This is a genomic window from Pseudomonas sp. RP-B7 (genome assembly GCF_059803535.1).
This window is the reverse complement of record NZ_JAPFHC010000029.1, coordinates 40,717-65,135: the sequence shown is the minus strand read 5'-3', so window position 1 is coordinate 65,135 and position 24,419 is coordinate 40,717. Positions and strand designations below refer to the sequence as shown.

Here is a 24,419-nt window from a genome sequence, read left to right as displayed (position 1 = left end):
CTGTACATGGAAAACCTGGACGCGCTCGTCGCTCAAGCTCTTGAGGCTGTGCAAAGCGCTGAAGATATCAATGCCCTGGAGCAAATCCGGGTTCACTACCTTGGCAAAAAGGGTGAATTGACTCAGGTGATGAAGACCCTGGGGAATTTGCCGGCTGAAGAGCGTCCGCAAGTCGGTGCGCTGATCAACGTCGCCAAGGAGCGTGTCACAGAGGTGCTCAATGCGCGCAAAGCGACGATGGAGGAGGCTGATCTTGCGGCCAAACTCGCCGCCGAGTCCATTGACGTAACCTTGCCTGGCCGTGGCCAGGCCTCGGGCGGCCTGCATCCGATCACCCGGACTCTGGAACGTATCGAGCAGTTCTTCACCCACATTGGCTACGGCATTGCCGAAGGCCCTGAGGTCGAAGACGACTATCACAACTTCGAGGCGCTCAACATCCCAGGCCATCACCCGGCCCGGTCGATGCACGACACCTTCTATTTCAACGCGAACATGCTGTTGCGCACCCATACCTCGCCGGTACAGGTCCGCACCATGGAAGCGAACAAGCCGCCGATCCGCATCGTCTGCCCAGGCCGTGTGTACCGTAGCGACTCCGATATTACCCACTCGCCGATGTTCCACCAGGTCGAAGGCCTGCTGGTTGATCGCGACATCAATTTCGCCGACCTCAAAGGCACCATCGAAGAGTTCCTTCGTGTGTTCTTCGAGAAGGAGCTGGCGGTACGTTTCCGTCCATCGTTCTTCCCCTTCACCGAGCCATCCGCCGAAGTCGACATGGAGTGCGTGATGTGCAGCGGTAAAGGCTGCCGCGTCTGCAAACAGACCGGCTGGCTGGAAGTGATGGGCTGCGGCATGGTTCACCCCAACGTGCTGCGCATGTCCGGGATCGACCCGGAAGAGTTCTCGGGCTTTGCCTTCGGCATGGGCGTTGAGCGTCTGGCCATGCTGCGTTACGGCGTGAACGACTTGCGTCTGTTCTTCGACAACGACTTGCGGTTCCTCGCGCAATTTCGCTAGTCGTAACGAATCTTTAGGAGAGCAGGATGAAATTCAGTGAACAATGGCTGCGTGGCTGGGTAAACCCGCAGGTAGGTCGCGACGAGCTGGTTGCCCGTCTGTCGATGGCCGGTCTTGAGGTCGATAGCGTTACCCCGGCCGCCGGTGTTTTCAGTGGTGTGGTGGTGGGCGAGGTGCTGAGCACCGAGCAGCATCCGGATGCCGACAAATTGCGTGTGTGCCAGGTCAGCAATGGCGCGGAAACCTTCCAGGTCGTGTGCGGAGCGCCCAACGTGCGCCCGGGCCTGAAGATCCCGTTCGCCATGATCGGTGCCGAACTGCCGGGCGATTTCAAGATCAAGAAGGCCAAGCTGCGTGGCGTCGAGTCCAACGGCATGCTGTGCTCCCAGGCCGAACTGCAAGTAGGCGAGGGCAACGATGGCCTGATGGAACTGCCGGCCGACGCGCCAGTGGGTCAGGACATTCGCGTTTACCTGGAACTGGAAGACGCAAGCATCGAGGTCGACCTGACCCCGAACCGTGGCGACTGCCTGTCCCTGGCCGGTCTGGCCCGTGAAGTGGGCGCGTTGTACAACGTCCCAGTCACGCGTCCAACCGTCGCCGCTGTGCCAGCGGTACACGATGAAGTGCGCGCGATTGAAGTGCTGGCGCCAAACGCCTGCCCGCGTTACCTGGGTCGTGTGATCCGTAACGTCGACCTGTCCAAGCCGACCCCACTGTGGATGGTTGAGCGTTTGCGTCGCGCCGATGTGCGCAGCATCGACGCTGCCGTCGACATCACCAACTACGTGATGCTCGAGCTGGGCCAGCCGCTGCACGCCTTCGATCTCGCCGAGATCAACGGTGGCATCCGCGTACGTATGGCGGAAGAAGGCGAGAAGCTGGTACTGCTTGACGGCCAGGAAGTCAGCCTGCGTGCCGACACCCTGGTCATCGCCGACCACTCCCGCGCTCTGGCGATTGCCGGCGTGATGGGTGGCGAGCACAGCGGTGTGTCCGCGACCACACGTGACGTCTTTCTTGAAAGTGCGTTCTTCGACCAGATCGCCATCGCGGGCAAGGCGCGTTCCTACGGCCTTCACACCGATGCCTCGCACCGTTACGAGCGTGGTGTGGACTGGAAGCTGGCCCGTGAAGCCATGGAGCGCGCCACTGGCCTGCTACTGGAAATCACTGGCGGCGAAGCCGGCCCGATCACCGAAACCGTCAACGAACAGTACCTGCCGTCCGTTGCGCCGATCACCCTGCGGGCCAAAAGCGTTGAGCAAATGCTTGGCCTGGTGATCGAGCCGGCTGAAATCGAGCAACTGCTGTCGGCCCTGGGCCTGGCGATCTCCGTGAGTGGGGAAGGGCAGTGGCACGTTGAAGTGCCAAGTCATCGTTTCGACATCAGCCTCGAGGTCGACCTGATCGAAGAGTTGGCCCGCCTGTACGGCTACAACCGCCTGCCGGTTCGTTACCCACAAGCGCGCCTGGCACCACAACCCAAGGCCGAGGCGCGCGCGCACCTGCCTGAGTTGCGTCGTCTGCTGGTTGCCCGAGGTTATCAGGAAGCGGTGACCTACAGCTTCATCGATCCGAAGCAGTTCGAACTGTTCAACCCAGGCGTCGAGCCGCTGTTGCTGGCCAACCCGATTTCCAACGACATGGCTGCCATGCGTTCGTCCCTGTGGCCAGGCCTGGTGAAAGCGCTTTCCCACAACCTGAACCGTCAGCAAGATCGCGTGCGCATGTTCGAAAGCGGCCTGCGTTTCGTCGGCCAACTGGATGGTTTGAAGCAAGAGCCGATGCTGGCTGGCGTGGTGTGCGGTAGCCGCCTGCCGGAAGGCTGGGCGCAGGGCCGCGATGCCGTGGACTTCTTCGACGTCAAGGCTGATGTCGAAGCGGTACTGGGCTTTGCTGGTGCGCTGGATGCATTCAGCTTTGTACCCGGCAGCCACCCGGCGTTGCACCCGGGCCAGACTGCGCGCATCGAGCGTGAAGGTCGTTTGGTTGGTTTCATCGGTGCCATTCACCCTGAATTATCGAAAACCCTCGGTCTTGATCGCCCGGTCTTCGTCTTCGAACTGGTCCTGGCGGAAGTTGCCGCGGGCAAGATGCCGAAGTTCAGCGAGCTGTCGCGCTTCCCTGAAGTGCGCCGCGACCTGGCGCTGATCGCCGACCGTGAAGTGGCCGCCACTGCTGTCCTGGATGTAATCCGTGAAAATGCAGGGGAATGGCTGACAGACCTCAGGCTATTTGACGTCTATCAGGGTAAAGGTATTGATCCGCATAGAAAAAGCCTTGCAGTTGGCTTGACCTGGCAGCATCCATCGCGCACTCTTAATGACGATGAGGTGAATACCACGACACAAAATATCCTCACCTCGCTCGAACAAAGGTTGAACGCCACGTTAAGGAAGTGACGTATGGGGGCTTTGACGAAAGCTGAGATGGCGGAACGTCTGTACGAAGAGCTGGGTCTGAACAAACGCGAGGCCAAGGAATTGGTCGAGCTGTTTTTTGAGGAAATCAGACACGCTCTGGAAGACAACGAGCAGGTCAAGTTGTCCGGTTTCGGCAATTTCGACCTGCGGGACAAACGCCAGCGGCCTGGCCGCAATCCAAAAACGGGAGAAGAAATCCCGATCACGGCTCGCCGTGTGGTCACCTTTCGTCCAGGGCAGAAGTTGAAGGCCCGAGTTGAGGCTTATGCTGGAACCAAGTCATAACGACGAGCTACCCGTCATCCCAGGCAAACGCTACTTCACCATTGGTGAAGTCAGCGAGCTCTGTGCGGTAAAACCGCACGTGCTGCGCTATTGGGAGCAGGAGTTTCCTCAACTCAACCCCGTCAAACGCACCGGGAACCGTCGGTATTATCAGCGCCAGGATGTGCTGATGATCCGACAGATCCGCGCGTTGCTGTATGACCAGGGGTTCACCATCAGCGGTGCGCGCCAGCGTATGTCCGGTGATGAAGCCAAAGACGACACCACCCAATACAAGCAAATGATCCGCCAGATGATCGCCGAGCTCGAAGATGTGCTGGTGGTTTTGAAGAAGTGATACCGGCTTTTAAAATACTTCCACATTTCAAAAGCTTGCGGTATATTCCGGATCGCTTCGTCAAGAAGCGAACCCAGTAACACGCCTAGTCGGGGCGTAGCGCAGTCCGGTAGCGCACTAGCATGGGGTGCTAGGGGTCGAGTGTTCGAATCACTCCGTCCCGACCATATTTACTGAATAAAATCAGACACTTAAGCCGATCAGATAGATCGGCTTTTTTGTGCCTGCGCAAAACCCGCGCAAAACTACCCTGTGATTTCGCTGATATTCAGGTCCGCAATTGCCTCGGACCAGATGATTTCATCGTGGTCACGCTGGTAGTTCTTGGTCATGCCCTCGCTGGCATGGCCTGCGATCTTCTGCCCATCCTTACCGGCTTTTTTGTACAGGTGCAGCGACAGCGCGCGCACTTCATGGAAGCCCGGCATCTCTTCTTCCTTCCATCCCGCGTAGCAGTTCGCAGCCTCCCTAGCCTCCTTGAATGCTCGCGTCAAATACCTCTCCTCAACCTTCGTCCAGTGGTCCTTTGTCGCGTCTTCGCCGTTTTAAGCTTTTTGCGAGCATCTGGTGATAGCTCAATCTCAACACCGAAGTAGGCAATCCAGCTTCCGTCTGCCTGCAGTTCCAGGGCTGCCAAGTACGTCCTGTCCTGTAAATGCCAGGTGAAAAGGATGTCGCCGAAACGAAAGGTCTCGCATCGCGGCCTGCTTGAAGGCCGTTTTCAGAATGATGTAGCTATTGATTGGGCCAGCTGCATGTCTGACATGAGCGGAGAAGGATAGGTCGAATGGTAGTATCTGGATGCCTGCTCAAACTCTGCGCCACGAATCTCGCCGTCTGAACCAATGAATGCCAGGGCGTCGGTCTTGGCTGACTTGAAGATCTTCGGCGGCTCGGTTGTGAGAGATGTGGTCGCGCCAATTAAAATGGTCGGCGCGGAGATTGTGAGAAATACCGCGGCAGCGATAGGGTTGGCGCCATCACCTGATACGGCCGGTGTGCTGATAGACACCAAGAGGGCAATTGCCAGAGTCTTCCATGAATCCATTCTTCGATGCTTCCATTGCGATCTGAGGGCACCACCTTAGCAGGGTAGGGGATCGCCAGATACAAGAAGCCCGGGGCAGGGCCGGGCTGTACACCCAGGCTTGTAGCGGTCGCGAATCTCATGCTTTGGCAGATGGCGCATCTTTGATCCTCACAATCCTTCCCGCCTTCACCTCATCCGCATAACCCACCAGCCTGTCGGCTTCCTCATAGAACGTGCCCACCCAACCCATCAGGGCTATGGCATTGGCATCGCTGAGTAGGCTGGCCAACCTACCCAGGTCGACACAGGACTGCTCAAGCTTGAAGGCGATGGCCTTCAGGTCGCGGCGCAGTTGCTGGTTTGGCTTGGTGAGCGCCATTAGGCTTACTTAAAGTCACATCGCTACTTTGCGAATTACCGACTGCCACATGTCCGTGATGAGTGGCGCCGACCTTGCTCGGGCGATACGTAAAGGCGCAGTTGTTGGTCGAATGCTGCCAGGCATCGCCGGCCTGCCCAACCGGCATCAGTTATCCAAGCAACGCCTGTGCTTGCGCCAACGTCACTCGCGGCACCACTGCCTCCGGAATCCTCGAACAATCCGAAAGGTTATAAACCCTGAACCCATCCCCGATGACCTTCTCGGACATCAACTCAAACGACGGCAATATCCGCGTGTGATAGTGCTGGTCCAGCCCGCAAGGGGAGTTGATGCCCTCCCGCTTTTCGTAAAACCTTCCCGATTTCTCGTTCAGATCCACCCCCACCAAAAACACCTTGGAAAACCCCAGATGATAGGCCAGCTGCAAGGCCAGGTAAGCCACGGTGCGTGCGTCAAAGAAGCCCTCGCTCATGTCCTTGCTGAACCCAACAGGCCGCTGGCGAAATCCCGGCAACGCATGATTGGCGACCAGCGCCTCATGTTTGCCCAGAACAGCGTCGAGCCAGGACGGGCGTTTTGCCTTGGATAGCGGATACACCCGTCCGGTAGGACGAATGCCCGACGAACGTGCGTGATCTTCCCAAAGTGCCACGTTCTGGCTGACAGCCATCGCGTACTTGAACAACTCCGACTGTTGCTCGGAAAAGCTCTTGTCGGTGCAAGCGTAAAAACACGGTTTAACGCCGGTATCCATAAACATCGAAATAGCGCCATTCATCGTGATCATCGGCACGTGGGCAAACTGTTCGAGTGGAAACGACTTGGCCGACATGCCGGACGCGATGATGAACACAGGCCCGGTGCGGGTGTTTCGACAGGCGTCAAAATCGTGCAGAGTCAGCTGGGATCGCCGTGATCCCGACGCTGCTGCATACAAAGCCTGCTGACTGTCGCGGGCAGGCGTGGTGTCGACGAGGGACATCGGTTTCATCGGACCCAACCATGCAATAAAGTAAAAATGTGTATAGGGTCGGATCTTAGGGGGCCCGGATAATTCAATTAATGAAGAAAACTACATAAACCCCCGCTCAAAACTACTGCCCCATAGAGAACTGGAAAATCTGCTTGTCCGCTCCCACATTGGGTGTGTACCCGCCCCGACAACGCTACCGTTCGGCACAGTATTGGGGCAGCCGCTGGGCTATTCGGTAGCACAACCCGCCTTCCTTGCCTGCATGTCCGTAAGCAGAGCGTGCCGGTTACTTTCTTTAAATCAGTGACTTAATCCGGCTACACAGCAGTTGGCACACATCCTGCTTTTTTGCATCCGTGGATAATTGGATACAAAAATTCAAAAGGTGCTGCCGATGCAATTTGCCCCCGCTTACGTAGACCGCCAGCCCCTCACCGCCGAGGAGGAGGCCTACAACTTTCTGCTCGATGCCATTTGCGGTGGCCGCTACCGCAAGGGCGACCGGCTGATCGCCGAGGACATCGCCAGTGAAATCGGCATGAGCCGCATGCCGGTGCGTGAAGCGTTCCGCCGCCTGGATGCCCAGGGCCTGGTGACCCTGCGCCCCAACCGTGGCGCGATCGTCAGCGGCCTGGACATCGATGAATTGCACGAAGTCTTCGAAATGCGCAGCGCCCTCGAAGGCCTGGCAGTGCGTGTCGCGGTCGGCCGTATCGGCGAACGCCAACTGGCCGCCCTGGAGCGCATGCTCGACGAGATGGACGACTACCGCGACGAAAGCGCCGCCTGGGTCAGTCGCCACCGTGCCTTCCACGAATACCTGTGCAGCCTCAGCGGTCGCCCGCGCTTGATGAAGCAGATTTCGGCGCTCTATTCGCTGGTGGAAGCCCCCATGCGCCTGTGGTTGCAACACGGCGACAAACCCCTCAGCGCCCGCCAGGAACACGCGGTGATCCTCGCGGCCATCCGCGCCGGTGACGCCGCCCGCGCCGAAGCCGTGGTGCGCGAGCACATCGAAGGCACCGTGCCGGCGCTGATCCAGTTTTTGCAAACGGAACAATAATCAGAGGCGGGCCCAAGCCCGCCCGTGTTTTGACTTTGAGTCCTGCCCCGTTATTCAACGAACTGGAGTGTCTGGTCATGCATAAACGCCGCGCCTTGCTGGTGGCTCTCTCCCTCGGGCTCTGCACACCATGGGCCGTTGCCGCGCCCCAGGTGCCGGAGCGCTTGCAGAAAGTCGACAAACTCACCTACTGCTCGGGGATGGATTCACCACCCCTGGTGTCCTTCGATGAAACGCAGAAACCGCGCGGGTTGACCGTCGACCTGGGCCTGGAAATCGCCAGGCGCCTGGGCGACAAACAGGTGCAGTGGCGCGTGATCCCGTTCTCCGGCCTGGTGCCGGCGTTGCTCGCCCAGCAGTGCGACATGATCGTCGACCAACTGTTCGACAAGCCCGAGCGGCGCCAAGTGATCGACATCGTCAACTACATGTATTCCAGCCAGTCGGTGGTGGTGCCCAAGGGCAACCCCAAGGGCATCAAGACCCTGGATGACTTGTCCGCGCACAAGGTCGCGGTGCTCAACGGTTCCACCATCAAGACCCTGCTCGACACACAGAACGACAGCCTGACCAAAGCCGGCAAGCCGCCGATGAAACTGGTGGTGTACAACACCGACACCGATGCGTTCCAGGCCTTGCGCATCAACCAGGTCGACGCCTACGGCACCACTGTGGAAACCGCCGGCTACTACGCGGCGATGGCCCCCGACCTGTTCCAGGAAGGCGTGCCGGCGTTCAGTCGTATCCTCACCGGCCTGGGCATGCGCAAGGACGATCCACAGCTCACCGCCGCCGTGCAGCAGGTGATCAGCGACATGCGCAGCGACGGCAGCTACACGCAATTGCTGAACAAATGGCATGTCAGCAGCGACACACTCGACTGAGGTTTCCCGCAATGAACTTCAATTGGGATGTGTTCTGGCAGTACCTGTTGCAGCCCAGCGGGGTTTACCTCACCGGGCTCTGGCTGACCTGCCTGATCAGCGTGTTGGCTATGCTGCTGGGCTGCGTGCTGGGGTTGGCGGCGGCACTGTTGCGGCTGTCGAGGAACCCGCTGTTGCACCTGCCGGTACGCTTTTATGTGTGGCTGATGCGCGGCACGCCGCTGCTGGTGCAGATCGTGTTTCTGTACACGGCGCTGGCGGCGGGCGGGCTGTTCCGCTTCGAAGACATCGAGCTGTTCGGCCTGATCGTGCCCGGCAATATCCAGGCGGCCATCATCGCCCTGGGCCTCAACGAAGGTGCGTACATGGCCGAGATCATCCGTGCCGGCATCGGTGCGGTGGACAAGGGCCAGTACGAAGCCGGGCGTTCTCTGGGCATGGGTTTTGCCAAGCTGATGCGGCGCATCGTGCTGCCCCAGGCGTTCCGCGTGATCGTGCCGCCGCTGGGCAACGAGTTCAATGTGATGCTCAAGAACACCACCCTGGTCAGCGTGATCGGCGTGCAAGAGTTGCTGCTCAGCACGCAGATGGTCACCTCGGCGACGTTCCGTGTGTTCGAGTTGTACCTGGTGGTTGCTATCTACTTCCTGATGCTCACCACCCTGTGGGGCTTCTTCCAGCGCTGGCTGGAGGCGCGCTTCGGCCAGTCCGACCGGCCATCCGGGCCACCGCCCGCGTCCAGCCGCATGTTCGGGCGCAGCACCTTGAAACTGCTGAGGGGACGCTGACCATGGCGCATAAAAGTGAAGAACTGATCATCGAAGCCCAGGACCTGCACAAGTCGTTCGGCGACCTGCAGATCCTCAAGGGCATCTCCTTGAACGTGCGGCGCGGTGAAGTGGTGGTGTTGATCGGCGCCTCGGGCTCGGGCAAGACCACCTTTATCCGCTGCATCAACCTGCTCGAAGACATCCAGGGCGGACGCATCCGCGTCAACGGCCGCGCCATGGGCTATCGCGAACGCAGCGACGGCAGCCTGGTGCGCGACTCAGAACGCAACATCGCCCGCCAGCGCCGCGACATCGGCATGGTGTTCCAGCGCTTCAATCTGTTCCCGCACATGACCGCGCTGGAAAACATCATCGAAGCGCCGATCCACGTGCTCGGCACCCCGCGTGCCGAAGCCCTCGAGCAGGCCCGTGGCTTGCTGGCGCGGGTCGGCCTGGCGGACAAGGCCAGTCACTACCCGTCGATGCTTTCCGGCGGCCAGCAACAACGCGTGGCGATTGCCCGTGCGCTGGCGATGAAACCCCAGGCCATGCTGTTCGACGAGCCCACCAGCGCCCTCGACCCGGAAACCGTCGGCGAAGTGCTGCAAGTGATGAAGGAGTTGGCCGAGGAGGGCATGACCATGGTGGTGGTCACCCACGAAATGGGATTTGCCCGTGAAGTGGCCGACCGCGTGGTGGTGCTCGACCAGGGCGAACTGATCGAACAGGGGCCGCCGGAACAGATTTTCAGCCACCCCAGCCACCCGCGGACCCAAGCGTTTCTCAGCCGCGTGTTATGACTTCAAACCTTGTGTGGAAGAGCCTTTGCCATGTTGAATTTTTCTGCTCACGAGTACCCCTATCCGTCGCAACGCCAGAGTGTGTTCGCCAGGCGCGGCATGGTCGCTGCCTCCCAGCCGCTGGCGGCCCAGGCCGGTATCGAAATCATGCAACAGGGCGGCAATGCCATCGACGCGGCGATTGCCACGGCGGCGGCGTTGACCGTGGTTGAGCCCACCGGCTGCGGCCTGGGCGGCGATGCGTTTGCATTGGTGTGGTGCAAGGGCCAGTTGCACGGCCTGAACGGCAACGGCCATGCGCCGGCGGCCTTGAGCGTCGAGGCGGTCAAGGCGGCAGGGCATGAGCAGATGCCGTTGTACGGCTGGACCCCGGTCACCGTACCCGGTTGCCCGTCGGCCTGGGCCGAGCTGTCACAACGCTTCGGCAAGCTGGCGTTTGCCGCGTTGCTGCAACCGGCCATTCGCCTGGCGCGTGACGGTTTCCCGCTGTCGCCGGTGGTCGCCCAGCAATGGCAGAGCGCGCTGGACGAATTCAGCCCCCATCGCGACGCCGTGCTGGACGCCTGGTTCGACACCTTCCTGATCGATGGCCGCGCACCCCGGGCGGGGGAGATTTTCCGCAACCCGGCCCAGGCGCGCACCCTCGAGGAACTTGCTGCCAGCCGTTGCGAAAGCCTGTATCGCGGCGCCTTGGCTGCGCGTCTCGATGCACATTCCAGGGCCACGGGCGGCTACCTGCGCGCCACCGATCTGCAAGACTACCGCGCCCAGTGGGTCGAACCGATCCACATCAACTACCGCGGCGTCGACGTCTGGGAAATCCCCCCCAGCGGCCAGGGCCTGGTGGCCTTGATGGCGCTGAAAATCCTCGAAGGCTTCAGCTTCGATCACCGCGACAGCCAACAGACCTGGCACCGCCAGTTGGAGGCGATGAAACTCGCCTACAGCGACGGCCTGCACTACATCACCGACCCGCTGCACATGCGCGTGGCCGTTGCGGATCTGCTCAGCGACGACTACAGCCGCCGCCGCCGCGCCCAGATCAGTGAACACGCCCAGCCGCCCAAACCGGGCGATCCTCATGCCAGTGGCACGGTGTACCTGGCCACGGCGGATGCCGAAGGCAACATGGTCTCGTTCATCCAAAGCAACTACCACGGCTTCGGCTCCGGCGTGGTGCTGCCCGACAGCGGCATCGCATTGCAGAACCGTGGGCAGGAATTCAGCCTCGACCCGGCCCACGCCAACTGCCTGGCACCGGGCAAAAAAACCTTCCACACCATCATCCCCGGCTTCCTCACCAAAGACGGCGAGGCTCTCGGGCCGTTTGGCGTGATGGGCGGCTACATGCAGCCCCAGGGGCATGTGCAGATGGTGATGAACCTCGTGGATTTCGGCCTCAACCCGCAAGCCGCCCTGGACGCGCCGCGCTGGCAATGGCTGGGCGAGATGAAGGTCGGTATCGAACAAGGCGCTTCCCGCGACCTGGCCAATGCCCTGGCGCGGCGGGGGCATCAGGTGCAAATCGCCAGCGACCTCACCGATTACGGGCGCGGGCAGATCATCCTGCGTGATCCGGTCAGCGGCGTGCTATGCGGTGGCACCGAGCCGAGGGCCGACTCCCATATCGCCCTCTGGTGACCCCCGACGACCTGTAGTGAGCGGGCTTGCCCGCGCTGGGTGGCGAAGCCGCCCCAAATCGGTCTCTGGTGCCCCCCGACGACCTTGTAGTGAGCGGGCTTGCCCCGCGCTGGGGGGCGAAGCCGCCCTAAACCCAGGCGCCGCGGTGTATCAGAAAGACCGAGGCGCGTGGATTTGGGGCGGCTTCGCCCCCCAGCGCGGGGCAAGCCCGCTCACTACATAGGGCGCGCGCTAACACAGCGAGGTATTTGGCGCGGGCTGAAAAATAATTCAAATAGTCTGTCCCTTTTTTTCGCGTCACCGGTCATTTGAGGTAAGTGCACATCATCGAGAGCTTCCTTCAATGCCCGTAGTCCGCCCCTTGCTCAACCTGAGCCTGCTGCTGAGCCTCAGCGCCGGCCCGCTATTCGCCACTGTCAGCTACGCCGACGACGCCCGCCGCAGTTACCAGGTGCCCGCCGGTAGCCTGAGCGCGGCGCTTACCCGGTTTGCCGGGCTGGCGGGGGTCAACCTGTCGGTGGACCCGGCACTTGTCAGCGGGCGCAGCAGCAGTGGCTTGTCCGGCGAGTTTGCCGTGGAGGAGGGCTTCGCACGCCTGCTGCAAGGTTCCGGCCTGCAACTGCAACCCGTCGGCGATTCAGCCTACATGCTCATCCCGGCACCGGATGGCAGCAGCCTGGAACTGGCCCCGACCTCGATCCTCGGCACCACCGGCCTGTACGACGGCGACACCTACGCCGGTGGCCAAGTGGCGCGGCGTGGCGCCCAGGGCATTCTCGGTACGCGGGACTTCATGGAAACCCCGTTCAGCATCACCACCTACACCGCCGACGCGGTGAAGAACCAGCAAGCACGCACCCTGGGCGAACTGATCGCCAGCGACCCATCGGTACGCGCCACCAACCCGGCCGGTGGGCGCTACGAGCAATTCACCATCCGCGGCTTCAGCCTGTTCAACAGTGATGTGTCCTATAACGGCCTGTACGGCGTGCTGCCGACCTACAGCATTGATATGGAAATGGCCGACCGCGTCGACATCTTCAAAGGCCCGACCCAGTTGATCAACGGCATCTCGCCCCGTGGCAGCGTGGGCGGTGGGATCAACGTAGTGCCCAAGCGCGCCACCGACAAGGACATCACCTCGTTCACCGGCACCTGGGCTTCCGAAAGCCAGGCGGGCGGTGCAGTGGATGTGGGCCGGCGGTTTGGCGAGGACAACAAATTCGGCATCCGCTTCAACGGCGTGAAGCAGTCCGGCGACACCGAATGGGATCACCAGAGCGTCGACCGTGAAATGGCCGTGCTCGGCCTGGATTTCCGTGGCGAGCGCCTGCGCCTTTCCACCGACATCGGCCACACCGAGCGCGACACCGACGCCCCCCAGGAACGCGTGCAAGTCGCTGCCGCCGCGCCGGTGCCCAGCGCCAACGATGTGCGCCGCAACTATGCGCAATCCTGGAGCAAGGCGCGCACCAACGACACCTTTGGCACGGTCAACGGCGAGTACGACCTCAGCGACAACGTGATGCTCTACGGCGGCTTCGGTGCGCGTAAAAGCAACCATGACTTCCTGCGTCACGCGGTCTCCGTCACTAACGCCGCCGGTGATTTCAGTGTGCTGCCCCGTGACTTCACCCGCGATGAAAATGTGCGCACCTACACGGCGGGCGTGCGCAACTGGTTCCATACCGGGCCGGTGAGCCATGAGGTCAACCTGGCCGCCAGCTACTTCGACATGGATTTCACCAACGGCGGCGCGCGGTACGCGACGGCCTCCAGCAACCTCTACAACCCGGTGCAGACCCCGACACCGTCCACGGCCACGCGCCAGGACGCCAAGGTCTATACCGAGAACAAATTCAGCGGCGTGGCCTTGTCCGACACCCTGGGCTTCTTTGACGACCGCCTGCTGCTGACCCTCGGCGCACGCTGGCAGCGGGTCAAGGTGACTGACTGGAGCAACGGCGTCAAAGGCAAGACCGGCTACGACGAAGAAAAGGTCTCGCCCTCCGGCGGCCTGCTGTTCAAGGCCACCGACCGGTTGTCGCTGTACGCCAACTACATGGAAGGCCTGAGCCAGGGCAAGATCGCGCCGACCACATCGCGCAACAGCGACGAGATCTTCCCGCCGTTCATCAGCCGCCAGGTCGAAGTCGGGGCCAAATACGACGCCGGTGCCGTCGCCGTGACGGCAGCGGTGTTCCGCATCAAGCAACCGGCCTATGAAACCAACGCCACCACGCGGCTGTTCGGGCCCAACGGCAAGCGCGAGAACACCGGTGCAGAACTGAGTGTGTTCGGCGAACCGCTCAAGGGTGTGCGTTTGCTTGGCGGCGTGATGTACATCGACAGCAAACTCAAAGACACCACCAACGGCGCCTGGGACGGCAACCGCGCCCCGGCCACCCCCAAATACAACGTCAACCTTGGCGCCGAGTGGGATGTGCCGGGCCTGGAAGGCTTGACCCTGACCAGCCGCGGCATCCACTCCAGCTCGCAGTACCTGGACCAATCCAACGTCAAGGAAATCGACGCCTGGAACCGCATCGACGTGGGCGCGCGGTATGCCTTCAAAGTGGACGACAAACACGTGACCCTGCGCGCAAACGTGGAAAACGTCGCGGATAAACGCTACTGGAGCTCGGCCGGTGCATCGGACGACAGCGAGCCAGGCCTGACATTGGCGACACCGCGCACCTACCTGTTCTCGGCCACTGTCGATTTCTAACGGGTGCACACCCATCGACATGTGGGAGCGGGCTTGCTCGCGAAAGCGGAGTGTCAGTCACAACATGTATTGGCTGATCCACCGCATTCGCGAGCAAGCCCGCTCCCACAGGTTGATTTCAGTTGTTCTCTATGGCTTTTTTCACGTCGATGGATTTGGGCAACAGGTGGTTCTGGTAGAACAGATCCGCCGTCGCCTGCTGCGCCTGGAGGATCTTCTCGTCAATCGGCAGGATCGGCGAAGGCGGGCGATTGTCCATGTACCGCGCGATCACGTTCTCAGGCAGGCCCATAAAGCCGGTCAGCACTTTCAGACTGTCTTTGCGATGGCTGCGTGTCAGCGCTTCGGCGGCGCTGAGCTCATTCAATAAATCATGCACGAACGCGCCATTCGCCTTGGCATACTCGCGCCGTGCGGTATACACCGGCCCCGACAACCCCAACCCCTCGCCGTTGGCCAGCACATGGCTCGGGCTCTGGCTCAGCGCCAGGGACGAGTAGGGTTCCCAGATCGCCCAGGCATCCACGCTGCCTTGTTCGAACGCGGCACGCGCGTCGGCCGGCGGCAGGTACACCGGCTGGATGTCCTTGTAGCTCAGCCCGGCCTTGTTCAGTGCACGCAGGATCAGGTTGTGGGAGCTGGAGCCTTTCTGGAACGCGACTTTCTTGCCCTTGAGGTCCGCCACCGAATGCAGCGGGCTGTCGTCTCGCACCAGGATGGTTTCCGCACTGGGCTTGGGCGGTTCGGCGCCGATATAGACCAGATCGGCGCCCGCCGCCTGGGCGAACAACGGCGGGATGTCGCCGGTGGAGCCCACATCCAGCGCGCCAACGTTGAGCGCTTCGAGCATCTGCGGGCCAGCGGGGAATTCGATCCACTTCACGGCGGTCTGTGGGAAGCGTTTTTCCAGCAGGCCGTGTTCCTTGGCCAGCACCAGGGCGATGGAGCCTTTCTGATAGCCGATGCGCAGGGTGGCAGGGTCGGCGGCCAGGGCGGTCTGGGTCACGGCCAGCAAGGCCAGCAGCAGGGCGGGAATTTTCATGCGTGGTCCTTTTTGAAACGGTTTTCAGGGCGTGCCAAACCGAGGTTTTCCCGCAAGGTCGTGCCGCTGTATTCGCTGCGGAACAGGCCGCGTCGTTGCAGCTCGGGCACCACCCATTGGGCGAAATCCTCCAGCCCGCCGGGCAGGTGTGGCACCAGGATATTGAAGCCATCGGCGGCGCCGTTTTCGAACCAGCGTTGCAGCTCATCAGCGATCTGCGTGGGGGTGCCGATCAGGCTGTAGTGCCCGCGACCACCGGCGATCCGTCGGCCCAACTGGGCCAGCGTGAGGTTTTCGCGCAACGCCAGGTCACTGAGCAACTGCTGGCGGCTGCGCTGCCCGCTGTCGGTCAGTGGCAGCTCCGGCAGCGGGCCATCCAGCGGGTAGCCGGACAGGTCGAAGTTACCGAGCATGCGCCCAAGCAACGCGACGCCGACTTCGGGCTCGACCAAATCCTGGAACGTCTCGAACTTGGCCTGCGCCTCCGCCTCGGTCTGCCCAACCACCACAAACACGCCGGGCATGATCTTCAGCGAGTCGGCCTCACGTGCGTATTGCGCCAGGCGCCCCTTGAGATCGGCATAAAACCCCTGGGCATTTTCCAGCGAGGTCTGTGCGGTAAATACCACCTCGGCGGTTTGCGCCGCCAGGTCACGACCGGCCTCGGAAGAGCCGGCCTGTACGATCACCGGCTGGCCTTGAGGCGAGCGGGCCACGTTCAGCGGGCCCTTGACGCTGAAGTGTTCGCCCACATGCTCCAGCACATGCAGTTTGGCCGGGTCGTAGTAGTTGCCGCTGGCCTTGTCGCGCCCGAAGGCGTCGTCTTCCCAGCTGTCCCACAATCCGGTCACCACCTGATGAAACTCGCGGGCGCGGCTGTAGCGCTCGGCGTGGCCGAGGTGTTCGTCGCGGCCGAAATTCTGCGCCTCGGCGGCGGCGTCCGAGGTCACCAGGTTCCAGCCCGCACGCCCGCCGGACAGGTGATCCAGTGAGGCGAATTTGCGCGCCACATGGTACGGCTCGTTGTAGGTGGTGGTCGCCGTGGCGATCAGGCCGATATGCTCGGTCACCGCGCTCAGCGCCGAGAGCAAGGTCAGTGGTTCGAAATGATCCGAGCGCGCCATGTGGCTGGCAATCGCGCCGGTGGCCGCCGCCACGCTGTCGGCGACGAACAGCGCATCGAACTTCGCCGCTTCGGCGACCCGCGCCAGGTGTTTGTACTGGGCGAAATCCAGCCCGGCATTCGCCGGAACATCCGGGTGACGCCAGGCGGTGACGTGGTGCCCGGTGGCCATGAGGAAAGCGCCGAGTTTGAGTTGACGGCTCATGCTAGAAATCCTTGCGCAGTTGCACGCCGAAGTAACGTTCATCGTCACGGGGCACGGCGCGGTAAATGTAGTTGCCGCCGCTGGCGAGCATCGGCGAATAGGACTTGTCGGCGAGGTTCTTGGCCAGCAGGGCGACGCGCCAGCCGTTGCTGTAGTCGGCCAGGGCGACGCTGGCGTTCCAGATGCCGTAGGCGCCTTGTTTGGTGTCGACGTTCTGGCTGATGTCGTACTGCACTTCGCTCTGCCAGCTGTAGTCGGTGCCCAGCTCGATGTCGAGGCCGTTATCCAGCGGGATGCTGTAGTCGGCGCGCACGTAGCTTCTCCAGTCCGGGCTGTACGGCAGTGGCTTGCCATTCACGTTGCAGGTTGCCGCTGCACCCGCCGGGCAGGCGAACTCGTCGATGCGCGCGCGGGTATAGGCCAGGGCGCCGGAGAGCTTGAGTTGCTGGGTGGCCTGCAAGGCGTAATCCAGCTCGACGCCTTCGGTGCTGACGCTGCCGGCGTTGATCAAACGGGTCACCACTTGGCCGGCGACGGTGTCGAAGAAGTTCGCCTGGTAGTTGTCGTAGTCGCTGTGGAACACCGCGAGGTTGGTGGTCAGGCGGTTGTTCCAGGCGCTGGCCTTGATCCCGGCTTCCCAGGTGTTGGAGGTCTCGGGCTTGAGCGCGTCGGTGTCACGCGGTTGCATGTTGAAGAACACGTTGTAGGCCGGGCCTTTGTAGCCGCGCGAGTAGGTCAGGTAGCTGGTGACGGTATCGCTGATGTCGTACTGCACGCCCAGGCGCCCTGACCAACCGTCTTCATCCACCGAGCCGGAGCTGGAGGTGGCCGGTTGAATCCCGCTGACCGTGGTGGCCGAGGTGGAGACGCGGCGGTGATCGTATTTCAGCTCGTCGTGGGTGTAGCGCAGGCCGGCGATGCCGCGAAAGCGTGAGGTGAAGTTCAGCGTGGTCTCGCCGAACACCGCGTAGCTGTCGTTGGTGGTGCTGTAGTCGGCAATGCCACGGTCGGTGCGCGTGGTGGTGGTCAACGTGCGCTGGTAGGTTTCTTCATCCTTGCCGTGCATGTAGAACAGGCCGCCGACGTACTCCAGCCATTCACCTTTGGGCGAGGCCAGGCGCAGCTCCTGGGAGTACTGGTTGAACTCCAGTTGGCCCTTGTCGGCGGTGCCGGGGAACGCGGCGGTCACCGTGCCGAGACGGTCGCCATCCTGGTACTGGGTGTTGTCCCAGCCGCGCCAGGCGGTGATCGAGGTCAGGGTGTAGTCGCCGAGGTTCCAGTCCAGTTGGGCCGACAGGCCTTTGTTGGTGTCTTCGACATGGCTGCGGGTGTCGGTGTTGATGTCGCGGTTGTCGCTGGAGGCGCGCACCGGGCCCAGGGCGTTGGCGAACGCCGGGGTCAGGGACTTGCTGACCACGCCGTTCGGTGCATCGTCGTGGGACTGCATGTAGTCGGCGATCAGGGTCAGTTTCACGGCGTCGTTGGGGGTGAACTCCAACTTGCCGCGAATGCCCTTGTGGTTGTAGCCGTTGACTTCCTGGCCGTTGTGCTGGTTGTCGACGTTGCCGTCATAGCTGCCGAACAAGGTGCTGACCGAGCCCTTGAGCACATCTGGGACAAGGCTGCCGCCGATGCCGAAACGGCTGCGGCTTTCGTTGCCGCTGTAGTAGGACTGGTCGATATAGCCGTGGGTCTCGGCGGTCGGCGCCTTGCTGGTGATGTTGAGTACCCCGGCCGAGGCATTCTTGCCGAACAGCGTGCCTTGGGGCCCGCGCAGTACTTCGATGCGTTCCAGGTCGAGCAGGTCGAGGGTGGCCTGGCCGGGACGGGCGTAGACCACGCCGTCGATCACCGTGGCCACCGTCGGCTCGACGCCGGGGGAGGTGGAGATGGTGCCCACGCCGCGCACGAACAGCGAAGTGTCCTTGTTCGACGCGCCGGTGCGGAAGTTCAGCGACGGCACCTGTTGCGCGATGCTCGCCACGCCGTTGCGGTTGTCGCGCTCCAGTTGCTCGCCGTCCAGCACCGAGACCGCCACCGGGACTTTTTGCAGCGATTCTTCGCGGCGGGTGGCGGTGACGGTCACGGATTTGAGCGTCGGTTCCTGCTCATCGGCCGCAAAGGCGCCGGGCACCGGGAGTGCCGTAAGACCAGCGAGAAACAGTAGATGGGTATGCCGTGGGAAGTGATACATGCTGTGCCCGCTCGAAAAAAATGCCCTGAACCGCTGCTGTTGCGCAACCTGCAGCGCCTGTGAATTCGTCTTTGGCATTCGCTCGAGCGAGTAGCAGACAACGCGCTTTGTTAGCGCTAACATCGGCATTATTGGTGGGGCTGATTTAGAACGTCAAATACTGAAAAATTAGTCCTATATGCCTTTTGGTTTCTAGCAGGATTTCCCCGTGAGCGAAGACAAACCGCGCAAACGCCGTGGCGCCGGACGCGTCACCCTCAACACCGTGGCGCGCCAGGCCGGGGTGTCGGCGATTACCGTGTCGCGTTACTTCAACCAGCCGGAGCAGGTTTCGCCAGAGCGCCGCGAGCGCATTGCCGCGGTGGTGGCCGAGTTGGGTTACGTGCCCAACCTGGTCGCTGGCGGGCTGGCGTCGGCGCGGGGGCGGATCGTGGCGATGGTGATCCCGAACATCTCCGGGCCGATTTTTGCCAATACGATCCAGGGCTTCAGCGACACCCTCAGTCGCCACGGGTATCAGCTGTTGCTGGCGTCGAGTTACTTCAGCGCCGAACAGGAAGAAAGCGCGGTGCGCGCGTTTCTCGGCTGGTCGCCGGCAGCGCTGGTGTTGACCAGCCGTTTCCACAGCGCGGCCACCGAAAAGATGATCGCCGACGCCGACATCCCGGTGGTGGAAACCTGGGACTACGTGCCCAAGCGTGAGCCGTTGCAGATCGGCTTTTCCCACTACGCGGTGGGCGTCACGGCCGCGCGCTACCTGCATGCCCAGGGCTACCGGCGCATCGCCTTCGTGCACAACAGTGTGGCGGGGGATTTCAGCGCGATGGAACGGGGCGAGGGGTTTGCCGCGACGCTGAGCGAACTGGGCGTGCAGCCCTGGACCTTCGCCCCCGACGCCGGCCTTGCACCGTTCGAAGCGGGCAAGCAGGCGATGCAAGTGCTGATGAGTCACGCCACGCCGCCCGATGGGATTTTCTTCGCCAATGACAACCTCGCCGCCGGAGGCTTGCTGGCGGGGCAACGCGCCGGGCTGAGAATCCCCGAGGACTGCGCCGTGCTGGGGTTTGGCGACTACCCTTTCGCCGAAATGCTGCTGCCGAGCCTCAGCACCATCAAGCCACCCGCGCTGGAGATCGGTGTACTCGCCGCCACCCGCGTGCTGGAAAGCCTGGGTGTGCTGCCGCTGGAGGATGAGGTACAACGGTTGAACCTGTTGGACTGCCGCCTGATCGAACGGGAAAGCTCAAGGACGCTGCCATGACCGAACCCACGCCCAAGACCCGTCGCGCGCCCAAGGGCGAAAAACGTCGCGAAGAACTGCTGGACGCGGCCTTGCAGGTGTTTTCCCTGGAAGGCTACAGCGGTGCCTCGATGGCCCAGGTGGCGGCGATCGTCGGTATCTCCGTGGCCGGCTTGCTGCATCACTTTCCCAGCAAGATCTCGTTGTTGATGGGCGTGCTGCAACGGCGCGACGAGGTCAATCAGCGGATTGCCGATCAAGTGCGTGCGGAGAAATCGTTGTCCGGCTTGCTCGGCAGCTTGCGGGCGATCAACCGTTCGAATGCCACGGCACCGGGGGTGGTGCGTGCGTTTACCATCTTGAATGCCGAGAGCCTGTTGGATTCCCACCCGGCGTGGGGCTGGTTCCAGGCGCGCTACACGGCGATTCACCAACGCATGCAGGGGCAGTTCGCCGAACTGGTGGCGATGGGGGAGGTGCGCGGGGACGTGGATCTGGCCGGGCTGGTGGAAGAGATCCTGGCCATGATGGATGGCTTGCAGATCCAGTGGCTGCGGTTTCCCGAGCAGGTGGACCTGGTGGCGCGCTTTGACAGCTACATCGCCCGTGTCGAGGCCGCGATCAGACCCTGATATCAGCTGATGTATGGAGATCAAAATGTGGGAGTGGGCTTGCTCGCGAAAGCGGTGGGTCAGTCCCCTTATGCGGTGAAGGACACTCCGTATTCGCGAGCAAGCCCGCTCCCACAAAAAAGCAACCGTGCTTAGGGATCAGTTACCGGCAGCGCTGCCTTGTGCGCTGTCGTCGCTCATGTCATAGCCGTCGCCTGCACTGGTGTCGCTGTCATCATTTTCATTCTGATGCAGCACCCCGCCGGTCTTCACCTGGGGCAATTCACGCAGTGTCGAGTTCAGCGCCGAGCGCGGCAGCGGGTTACTGGTGGTGGTCGACAGTTCCTGGCGGAACGGGTTGACCAGCTTGGCGTTCAGGCGGATGTCCTGGGAGGACGCGCCCACCGACAGGTTGAAGCTGTCGGCATCCACTACCCATTGCTTGCTCTTGACGTCGTAGTAGGCCAGCGAGCGGTCGTTGAGTTCGATGGTCACGCGCTTGCTCTCGCCCGGCTTCAAGAACACCTTCTTGTAGCCCTTGAGCTCCTTGAGCGCGCGCTCGACTTTCGGATGGTTCTGGCCCACATACAGCTCGGCGACTTCCGCCCCCGCGACCTTGCCGGTGTTGGACAGGTCGAACGACACCTTGATCGGCGCACCCGCCACCGCGACGCCAGGGGTCACGCTGATGTTGCTGTAGCCGAAGGTGGTGTACGACAAGCCATAGCCGAATGGGTACAGCGGCTTGATGCCTTTCTTCTCATAACCGCGGTAGCCGAGGAACAGGTCGTCCTTGTAGCTCATCTCGGCCAGGGTTTCCTGGTTGTCGAATCTCGGGAAGGTCGCGTAGATCGGGTTGTCTTCGATGTTGCGCTCGATGCTGATCGGCAGCTTGGCCGACGGGTTGACCTTGCCCAGCAGGATCTCCGCCAACGCCTGGCCGCCGTTCTGCCCAGGGTAGAACGCATGCAGCGCCGCCGGCACCTGGTCGATCCAGTCGCTCATCTTCAAGCCAGTGCCGCCGTGCAGGGTCACCACGGTGTGCGGGTTGACCTTGGCGATGCTCTGGATCAACTGGCTCTGGAACTCCGGCAAATCGAAGCTGTGGTCGAAACCTTCACCCTCGTATTCATTGCTGTTGCCGGCCGCCACCAGGACCGCGTCGTACTGCGCCAGATCCTTTGGTGCCACCAGCGAGGCCCAACTCATCTGCACGCCCACCAGGCCGCCCATGGTCGAGAGGTAGCCGTTGCGGCGCGAGTATTCGAGCTTGATGTCCACCGCTTTGCCCGCTTGCAGGTTGACCTTGGCGAACACCGGAATGGTCGGCGGGATGCTGTTGTTCGGCAGGGGTTTGCCGTCACCGTTGTCGAGGATCTTCTTGCCGTCCACATACAGGCGCACGGCCCCGTCGGCGCGGATCTTGAACACCTGTTCGCCACTGACCGTTGGCGTGACCTGGCCGCTGTAGCGGATCGAGGTGGCGGCGGTGTCGCCGTTGACCGGTAGGCTGTCGGTGGACCAGTCCAGATCGACGTGGGTGTCGGTGCGGCTGGCAGCCGCGTCGCCGGACCAGTTGGTGTTGCTGAAGAACTCGGTCTGCAAGCCCTTGACGCGGTTGCCGGCGCTGTCGGTGTGGGTCCAGACCGAGGCGCTCGGGTCCAGGGACAGGCCGTCGATAAACTCGACCTTGGCGCCCTGAGCCAATTGCTGCAAGCCGCTCAGCTCGCTGATGTAGTTGGCCGCCATCACGTTGGCACTGCCGAAACCGGTCGGCGGCGCATACTTGGCGAGGTTGCCGACCACGGCGATGCGCTTGGCTTTCTTGGCATCCAGTGGCAGCAGATTGGCCTGGTTTTTCAGCAGCACGATGCCTTCGCGTGCGGCATTCAGGGCCACGCGGTTGCTGGTGGCGCTGTTCATGTTGTGGTTGGTCAGCGGTGCCTTGCTGTCGAACTTGTACAGGTAGACCTGCTTGAGGATGCGCCGCACCTTGTCATCCAGGGTCGCGCCGCTCAGCTCGCCGCTGTCCAGGAACGGCTTGAGCACGGTGCTGTTCATCTGGTAGCCCATCATGTCCAGGTCGGTGCCGGCCTGGGCGGCGGGCAGGCCGTTGACCACGGCGTTGTAGTCACTCTGCACAAAGCCCGGGTAGCCCCATTCGGTCTTGAGGATGTCGTGGATCAGGTGTGAGTTCTCGCAGGCGAACTCGCCGTTCACCTTCTGGAACGCGCACATCATCATCGCCACCTTGCTGTTCTTCGAGGCGGACTCGAACGGTGGCAAGGTCATCTCGCGCAACACGCGCTCGCTGATGATTTCATCGAGGTGGAAGCGGTTGCTTTCCTGGTCGTTGGCCGCGTAGTGCTTGGCGTTGGCCCACACCCCGCGCGATTGAATGCCGTTGATCAACGCCGGACCGAGGCTGGCACCAAGGAACGGATCTTCACCGGACAGGTACTCGAACGCCCGCCCGCTGTAGGGCATGCGGTACAGGTTCACGCCAGGCCCGGTGACGAACTGGTAACCGCCGCTGGCCGTGTCGTAGCCCAGGGCGCGGCCCAGGTCGATGGCGCGACGCGGGTTCCAGCTGGCCGCCAGGTTCGGCCCGGACGGGTACACCACGCCTTGGGCATTGCCTTCGCTGGTGTAACGCACGCCGACGCCGCCATCGGCACCGTGAATCTGCGGCACGCCGTACTGGCTCAGCGGCTTCACATCCCAGCCACCGATGCCGCCGATGTAGGCGAGTTTTTCTTCCGTGGTCATCTTCGCCAGGGTCTTGTCTGCCGCCTTTTCGGCACGGCTGACCATGCCTTCATTCAGCGCCGGGCTGGTCGCCGCGTGCGCGTGGGACACGGCCAGCGCCAGCAGGGCGAACGCCGACTGCGCACCGATCATCTTGCGTTTATTCATGGGGTTTCTCCGAACAGCGGTGTGTTGAAAATAGGGCGTGGAGACGTGCGTCGCATACAGCACGCTCGTCACTTTTTTACGGGCAATAGTTCGCCTTGATCGCAATGTTTAACCGATGGCTAATTGCAATTACTTGGCGGATTTCGCAGTTTTATAAGTTTAATAATTGTATTAATTATTGTTGTGGGTGATGTCTTGGTGATATTGCGGGATGGCATTTTGAATCGCAGAAACGCCATAATTAAGGCAATTCTTGCGGTTATATGTCAAACAAAAGCTATTTTTTGCGTGAAATAAGAAATATTTCATTACGATTTTGAACTAAGGCTAAACCTACCAGTCGATTGGTTTAAGAAAATAGATGCGGCAATGGCGAACTAGTGGCTTTGCGCGGTAGTTCTAAAAGGCCATGTTTTATACGTGCTGTCATATACAACGCTTTGGTGTAGGGTCTTGAGCCGATTCAAGACGCCATTCGAGCAAATCGCTGTTTTTTGATCTGGAGAAAATCGATGAAAGTATCCCTGTTGAGTGCCGGTGTAGTCCTGGGTGTTGTACTGAGTGGCGCGGCCATGGCGGCTGAATCCACCGATGCCGATGCCAAGTCCGGCGCCACCGATTCCACGGTGATCACCCAGGCCCATGACGCCAAGGCGGTCAAAAAGCAGAAGGCCGAAACCACTCGCGGCGGTCGCCCGCTGAATGGCCAGCAGGTCGCGCCGAAGGCCTCTAACTAACGGCTTGCG

General features: G+C 61.7%; 20 protein-coding genes, 1 tRNA gene and 1 pseudogene. 14 read left to right on the top strand and 8 right to left on the bottom strand.

Translation table 11 applies throughout. The features are described 5' to 3' along the window. The first annotated feature begins 6 nt into the window (after positions 1–6). From pheS to OPU96_RS22540, 5 genes are all read left to right on the top strand, one after another. Entirely contained in the window at positions 7–1,023 is a 1,017-nt protein-coding gene (gene pheS / locus OPU96_RS22560; protein WP_017737822.1) for a phenylalanine--tRNA ligase subunit alpha, read from the top strand. A 26-nt stretch (positions 1,024–1,049) separates the two neighbouring features. Next, on the top strand, positions 1,050–3,428 hold the full coding sequence (gene pheT, locus OPU96_RS22555; protein WP_498559717.1) for a phenylalanine--tRNA ligase subunit beta: 2,379 nt from the start codon (positions 1,050–1,052) through the stop codon (positions 3,426–3,428). 3 nt (positions 3,429–3,431) lie between these two features. Continuing rightward, complete coding sequence (gene ihfA, locus OPU96_RS22550; protein ID WP_002553164.1) at positions 3,432–3,734, top strand: integration host factor subunit alpha; 303 nt, start codon at positions 3,432–3,434, stop codon at positions 3,732–3,734. After that, complete coding sequence (locus OPU96_RS22545) at positions 3,715–4,071, top strand: MerR family transcriptional regulator (RefSeq protein WP_010209127.1); 357 nt, start codon at positions 3,715–3,717, stop codon at positions 4,069–4,071. The genes ihfA and OPU96_RS22545 overlap by 20 nt, the downstream gene beginning before the upstream one ends. Positions 4,072–4,161: 90 nt before the next feature. Then, positions 4,162–4,238, top strand: a tRNA-Pro gene (locus OPU96_RS22540). Positions 4,239–4,316: 78 nt separating this feature from the next. Here the strand turns inward: OPU96_RS22540 and OPU96_RS22535 are convergent. From OPU96_RS22535 to OPU96_RS22520, 4 genes and pseudogenes are all read right to left on the bottom strand, one after another. Continuing rightward, positions 4,317–4,601 (bottom strand): annotated as a pseudogene (locus tag OPU96_RS22535) (site-specific integrase); the annotation flags it as partial. 191 nt (positions 4,602–4,792) lie between these two features. Further along, positions 4,793–5,119, bottom strand: a complete 327-nt coding sequence (locus OPU96_RS22530) for a DUF2388 domain-containing protein (RefSeq protein WP_226455129.1) — start codon at positions 5,117–5,119, stop codon at positions 4,793–4,795. Between the two features lie 118 nt (positions 5,120–5,237). Next, the gene (locus OPU96_RS22525) at positions 5,238–5,480 is read right to left on the bottom strand and encodes a hypothetical protein (protein WP_498559716.1); all 243 of its coding nucleotides are present in this window, start codon (positions 5,478–5,480) and stop codon (positions 5,238–5,240) included. Positions 5,481–5,631: 151 nt separating this feature from the next. Continuing rightward, positions 5,632–6,474 carry a WaaZ-like lipopolysaccharide core biosynthesis protein gene (locus OPU96_RS22520; protein WP_498559715.1) on the bottom strand — a complete coding sequence of 281 codons (843 nt, stop codon included), beginning with the start codon at positions 6,472–6,474 and terminating at the stop codon, positions 5,632–5,634. Between the two features lie 376 nt (positions 6,475–6,850). Between OPU96_RS22520 and OPU96_RS22515 the strand changes: the two genes are divergently transcribed. The 6 genes from OPU96_RS22515 to OPU96_RS22490 all read left to right on the top strand — a co-directional run bounded on the left by OPU96_RS22515 (position 6,851) and on the right by OPU96_RS22490 (position 14,342). After that, positions 6,851–7,519: a GntR family transcriptional regulator gene (locus tag OPU96_RS22515; RefSeq protein ID WP_226455132.1), complete on the top strand. Its 669-nt coding sequence runs from the start codon at positions 6,851–6,853 to the stop codon at positions 7,517–7,519. 77 nt (positions 7,520–7,596) lie between these two features. Then, a complete protein-coding gene (locus OPU96_RS22510) occupies positions 7,597–8,403 on the top strand; it encodes an ABC transporter substrate-binding protein (protein ID WP_226455133.1) in 807 nt (268 codons plus the stop codon). Positions 8,404–8,414: 11 nt separating this feature from the next. Beyond that, entirely contained in the window at positions 8,415–9,191 is a 777-nt protein-coding gene (locus OPU96_RS22505; protein WP_192296801.1) for an amino acid ABC transporter permease, read from the top strand. A gap of 2 nt (positions 9,192–9,193) precedes the next feature. Beyond that, positions 9,194–9,973, top strand: coding sequence for an amino acid ABC transporter ATP-binding protein (locus tag OPU96_RS22500; protein WP_192296800.1), 780 nt, complete (start codon positions 9,194–9,196; stop codon positions 9,971–9,973). 30 nt (positions 9,974–10,003) lie between these two features. After that, positions 10,004–11,614 carry a gamma-glutamyltransferase family protein gene (locus OPU96_RS22495; RefSeq protein WP_498559714.1) on the top strand — a complete coding sequence of 537 codons (1,611 nt, stop codon included), beginning with the start codon at positions 10,004–10,006 and terminating at the stop codon, positions 11,612–11,614. A 343-nt stretch (positions 11,615–11,957) separates the two neighbouring features. Next, positions 11,958–14,342, top strand: coding sequence for a TonB-dependent siderophore receptor (locus tag OPU96_RS22490; protein ID WP_498559713.1), 2,385 nt, complete (start codon positions 11,958–11,960; stop codon positions 14,340–14,342). Positions 14,343–14,460: 118 nt separating this feature from the next. Here OPU96_RS22490 and OPU96_RS22485 read toward each other — a convergent pair whose 3' ends face one another. From OPU96_RS22485 to OPU96_RS22475, 3 genes are read right to left on the bottom strand one after another with little or no spacing between them, the layout of a single operon-like run. Next, the gene (locus tag OPU96_RS22485) at positions 14,461–15,384 is read right to left on the bottom strand and encodes a sulfonate ABC transporter substrate-binding protein (RefSeq protein ID WP_498559712.1); all 924 of its coding nucleotides are present in this window, start codon (positions 15,382–15,384) and stop codon (positions 14,461–14,463) included. Beyond that, positions 15,381–16,712, bottom strand: coding sequence for an LLM class flavin-dependent oxidoreductase (locus tag OPU96_RS22480; RefSeq protein WP_498559711.1), 1,332 nt, complete (start codon positions 16,710–16,712; stop codon positions 15,381–15,383). Before OPU96_RS22480 ends, OPU96_RS22485 begins: the two co-directional genes overlap by 4 nt. Position 16,713: 1 nt before the next feature. Then, positions 16,714–18,906, bottom strand: a complete 2,193-nt coding sequence (locus OPU96_RS22475) for a TonB-dependent receptor (protein WP_498559710.1) — start codon at positions 18,904–18,906, stop codon at positions 16,714–16,716. A 208-nt stretch (positions 18,907–19,114) separates the two neighbouring features. Between OPU96_RS22475 and OPU96_RS22470 the strand changes: the two genes are divergently transcribed. Both OPU96_RS22470 and OPU96_RS22465 read left to right on the top strand, forming a co-directional pair. Further along, positions 19,115–20,167, top strand: coding sequence for a LacI family DNA-binding transcriptional regulator (locus OPU96_RS22470; RefSeq protein ID WP_498559709.1), 1,053 nt, complete (start codon positions 19,115–19,117; stop codon positions 20,165–20,167). Further along, on the top strand, positions 20,164–20,778 hold the full coding sequence (locus OPU96_RS22465; RefSeq protein ID WP_498559708.1) for a TetR/AcrR family transcriptional regulator: 615 nt from the start codon (positions 20,164–20,166) through the stop codon (positions 20,776–20,778). Before OPU96_RS22470 ends, OPU96_RS22465 begins: the two co-directional genes overlap by 4 nt. Before the next feature lie 138 nt (positions 20,779–20,916). On the opposite strand, the gene OPU96_RS22460 is transcribed toward OPU96_RS22465, so the two are convergent. Next, positions 20,917–23,673, bottom strand: coding sequence for a beta-glucosidase (locus OPU96_RS22460; protein ID WP_498559707.1), 2,757 nt, complete (start codon positions 23,671–23,673; stop codon positions 20,917–20,919). A 512-nt stretch (positions 23,674–24,185) separates the two neighbouring features. Here OPU96_RS22460 and OPU96_RS22455 point away from each other — a divergent pair. Continuing rightward, positions 24,186–24,410, top strand: a complete 225-nt coding sequence (locus OPU96_RS22455) for a hypothetical protein (RefSeq protein ID WP_498559706.1) — start codon at positions 24,186–24,188, stop codon at positions 24,408–24,410. Positions 24,411–24,419 lie beyond the last annotated feature (9 nt).

What these genes read in the sequence shown, in the direction of transcription:
- OPU96_RS22490 (WP_498559713.1), top strand. Translation starts at nt 11,958, where the DNA reads ATGCCCGTAGTCCGCCCCTTGCTCAACCTGAGCCTGCTGCTGAGCCTC.
- OPU96_RS22505 (WP_192296801.1), top strand. Translation starts at nt 8,415, where the DNA reads ATGAACTTCAATTGGGATGTGTTCTGGCAGTACCTGTTGCAGCCCAGC.
- OPU96_RS22515 (WP_226455132.1), top strand. Translation starts at nt 6,851, where the DNA reads ATGCAATTTGCCCCCGCTTACGTAGACCGCCAGCCCCTCACCGCCGAG.
- OPU96_RS22480 (WP_498559711.1), bottom strand. Translation starts at nt 16,712, where the DNA reads ATGAGCCGTCAACTCAAACTCGGCGCTTTCCTCATGGCCACCGGGCAC.
- OPU96_RS22460 (WP_498559707.1), bottom strand. Translation starts at nt 23,673, where the DNA reads ATGAATAAACGCAAGATGATCGGTGCGCAGTCGGCGTTCGCCCTGCTG.
- OPU96_RS22455 (WP_498559706.1), top strand. Translation starts at nt 24,186, where the DNA reads ATGAAAGTATCCCTGTTGAGTGCCGGTGTAGTCCTGGGTGTTGTACTG.
- pheS (WP_017737822.1), top strand. Translation starts at nt 7, where the DNA reads ATGGAAAACCTGGACGCGCTCGTCGCTCAAGCTCTTGAGGCTGTGCAA.
- OPU96_RS22520 (WP_498559715.1), bottom strand. Translation starts at nt 6,474, where the DNA reads ATGAAACCGATGTCCCTCGTCGACACCACGCCTGCCCGCGACAGTCAG.
- OPU96_RS22475 (WP_498559710.1), bottom strand. Translation starts at nt 18,906, where the DNA reads ATGTATCACTTCCCACGGCATACCCATCTACTGTTTCTCGCTGGTCTT.
- ihfA (WP_002553164.1), top strand. Translation starts at nt 3,432, where the DNA reads ATGGGGGCTTTGACGAAAGCTGAGATGGCGGAACGTCTGTACGAAGAG.
- OPU96_RS22495 (WP_498559714.1), top strand. Translation starts at nt 10,004, where the DNA reads ATGTTGAATTTTTCTGCTCACGAGTACCCCTATCCGTCGCAACGCCAG.
- OPU96_RS22465 (WP_498559708.1), top strand. Translation starts at nt 20,164, where the DNA reads ATGACCGAACCCACGCCCAAGACCCGTCGCGCGCCCAAGGGCGAAAAA.
- OPU96_RS22510 (WP_226455133.1), top strand. Translation starts at nt 7,597, where the DNA reads ATGCATAAACGCCGCGCCTTGCTGGTGGCTCTCTCCCTCGGGCTCTGC.
- OPU96_RS22545 (WP_010209127.1), top strand. Translation starts at nt 3,715, where the DNA reads ATGCTGGAACCAAGTCATAACGACGAGCTACCCGTCATCCCAGGCAAA.
- OPU96_RS22485 (WP_498559712.1), bottom strand. Translation starts at nt 15,384, where the DNA reads ATGAAAATTCCCGCCCTGCTGCTGGCCTTGCTGGCCGTGACCCAGACC.
- OPU96_RS22525 (WP_498559716.1), bottom strand. Translation starts at nt 5,480, where the DNA reads ATGGCGCTCACCAAGCCAAACCAGCAACTGCGCCGCGACCTGAAGGCC.
- OPU96_RS22500 (WP_192296800.1), top strand. Translation starts at nt 9,194, where the DNA reads ATGGCGCATAAAAGTGAAGAACTGATCATCGAAGCCCAGGACCTGCAC.
- OPU96_RS22530 (WP_226455129.1), bottom strand. Translation starts at nt 5,119, where the DNA reads ATGGATTCATGGAAGACTCTGGCAATTGCCCTCTTGGTGTCTATCAGC.
- pheT (WP_498559717.1), top strand. Translation starts at nt 1,050, where the DNA reads ATGAAATTCAGTGAACAATGGCTGCGTGGCTGGGTAAACCCGCAGGTA.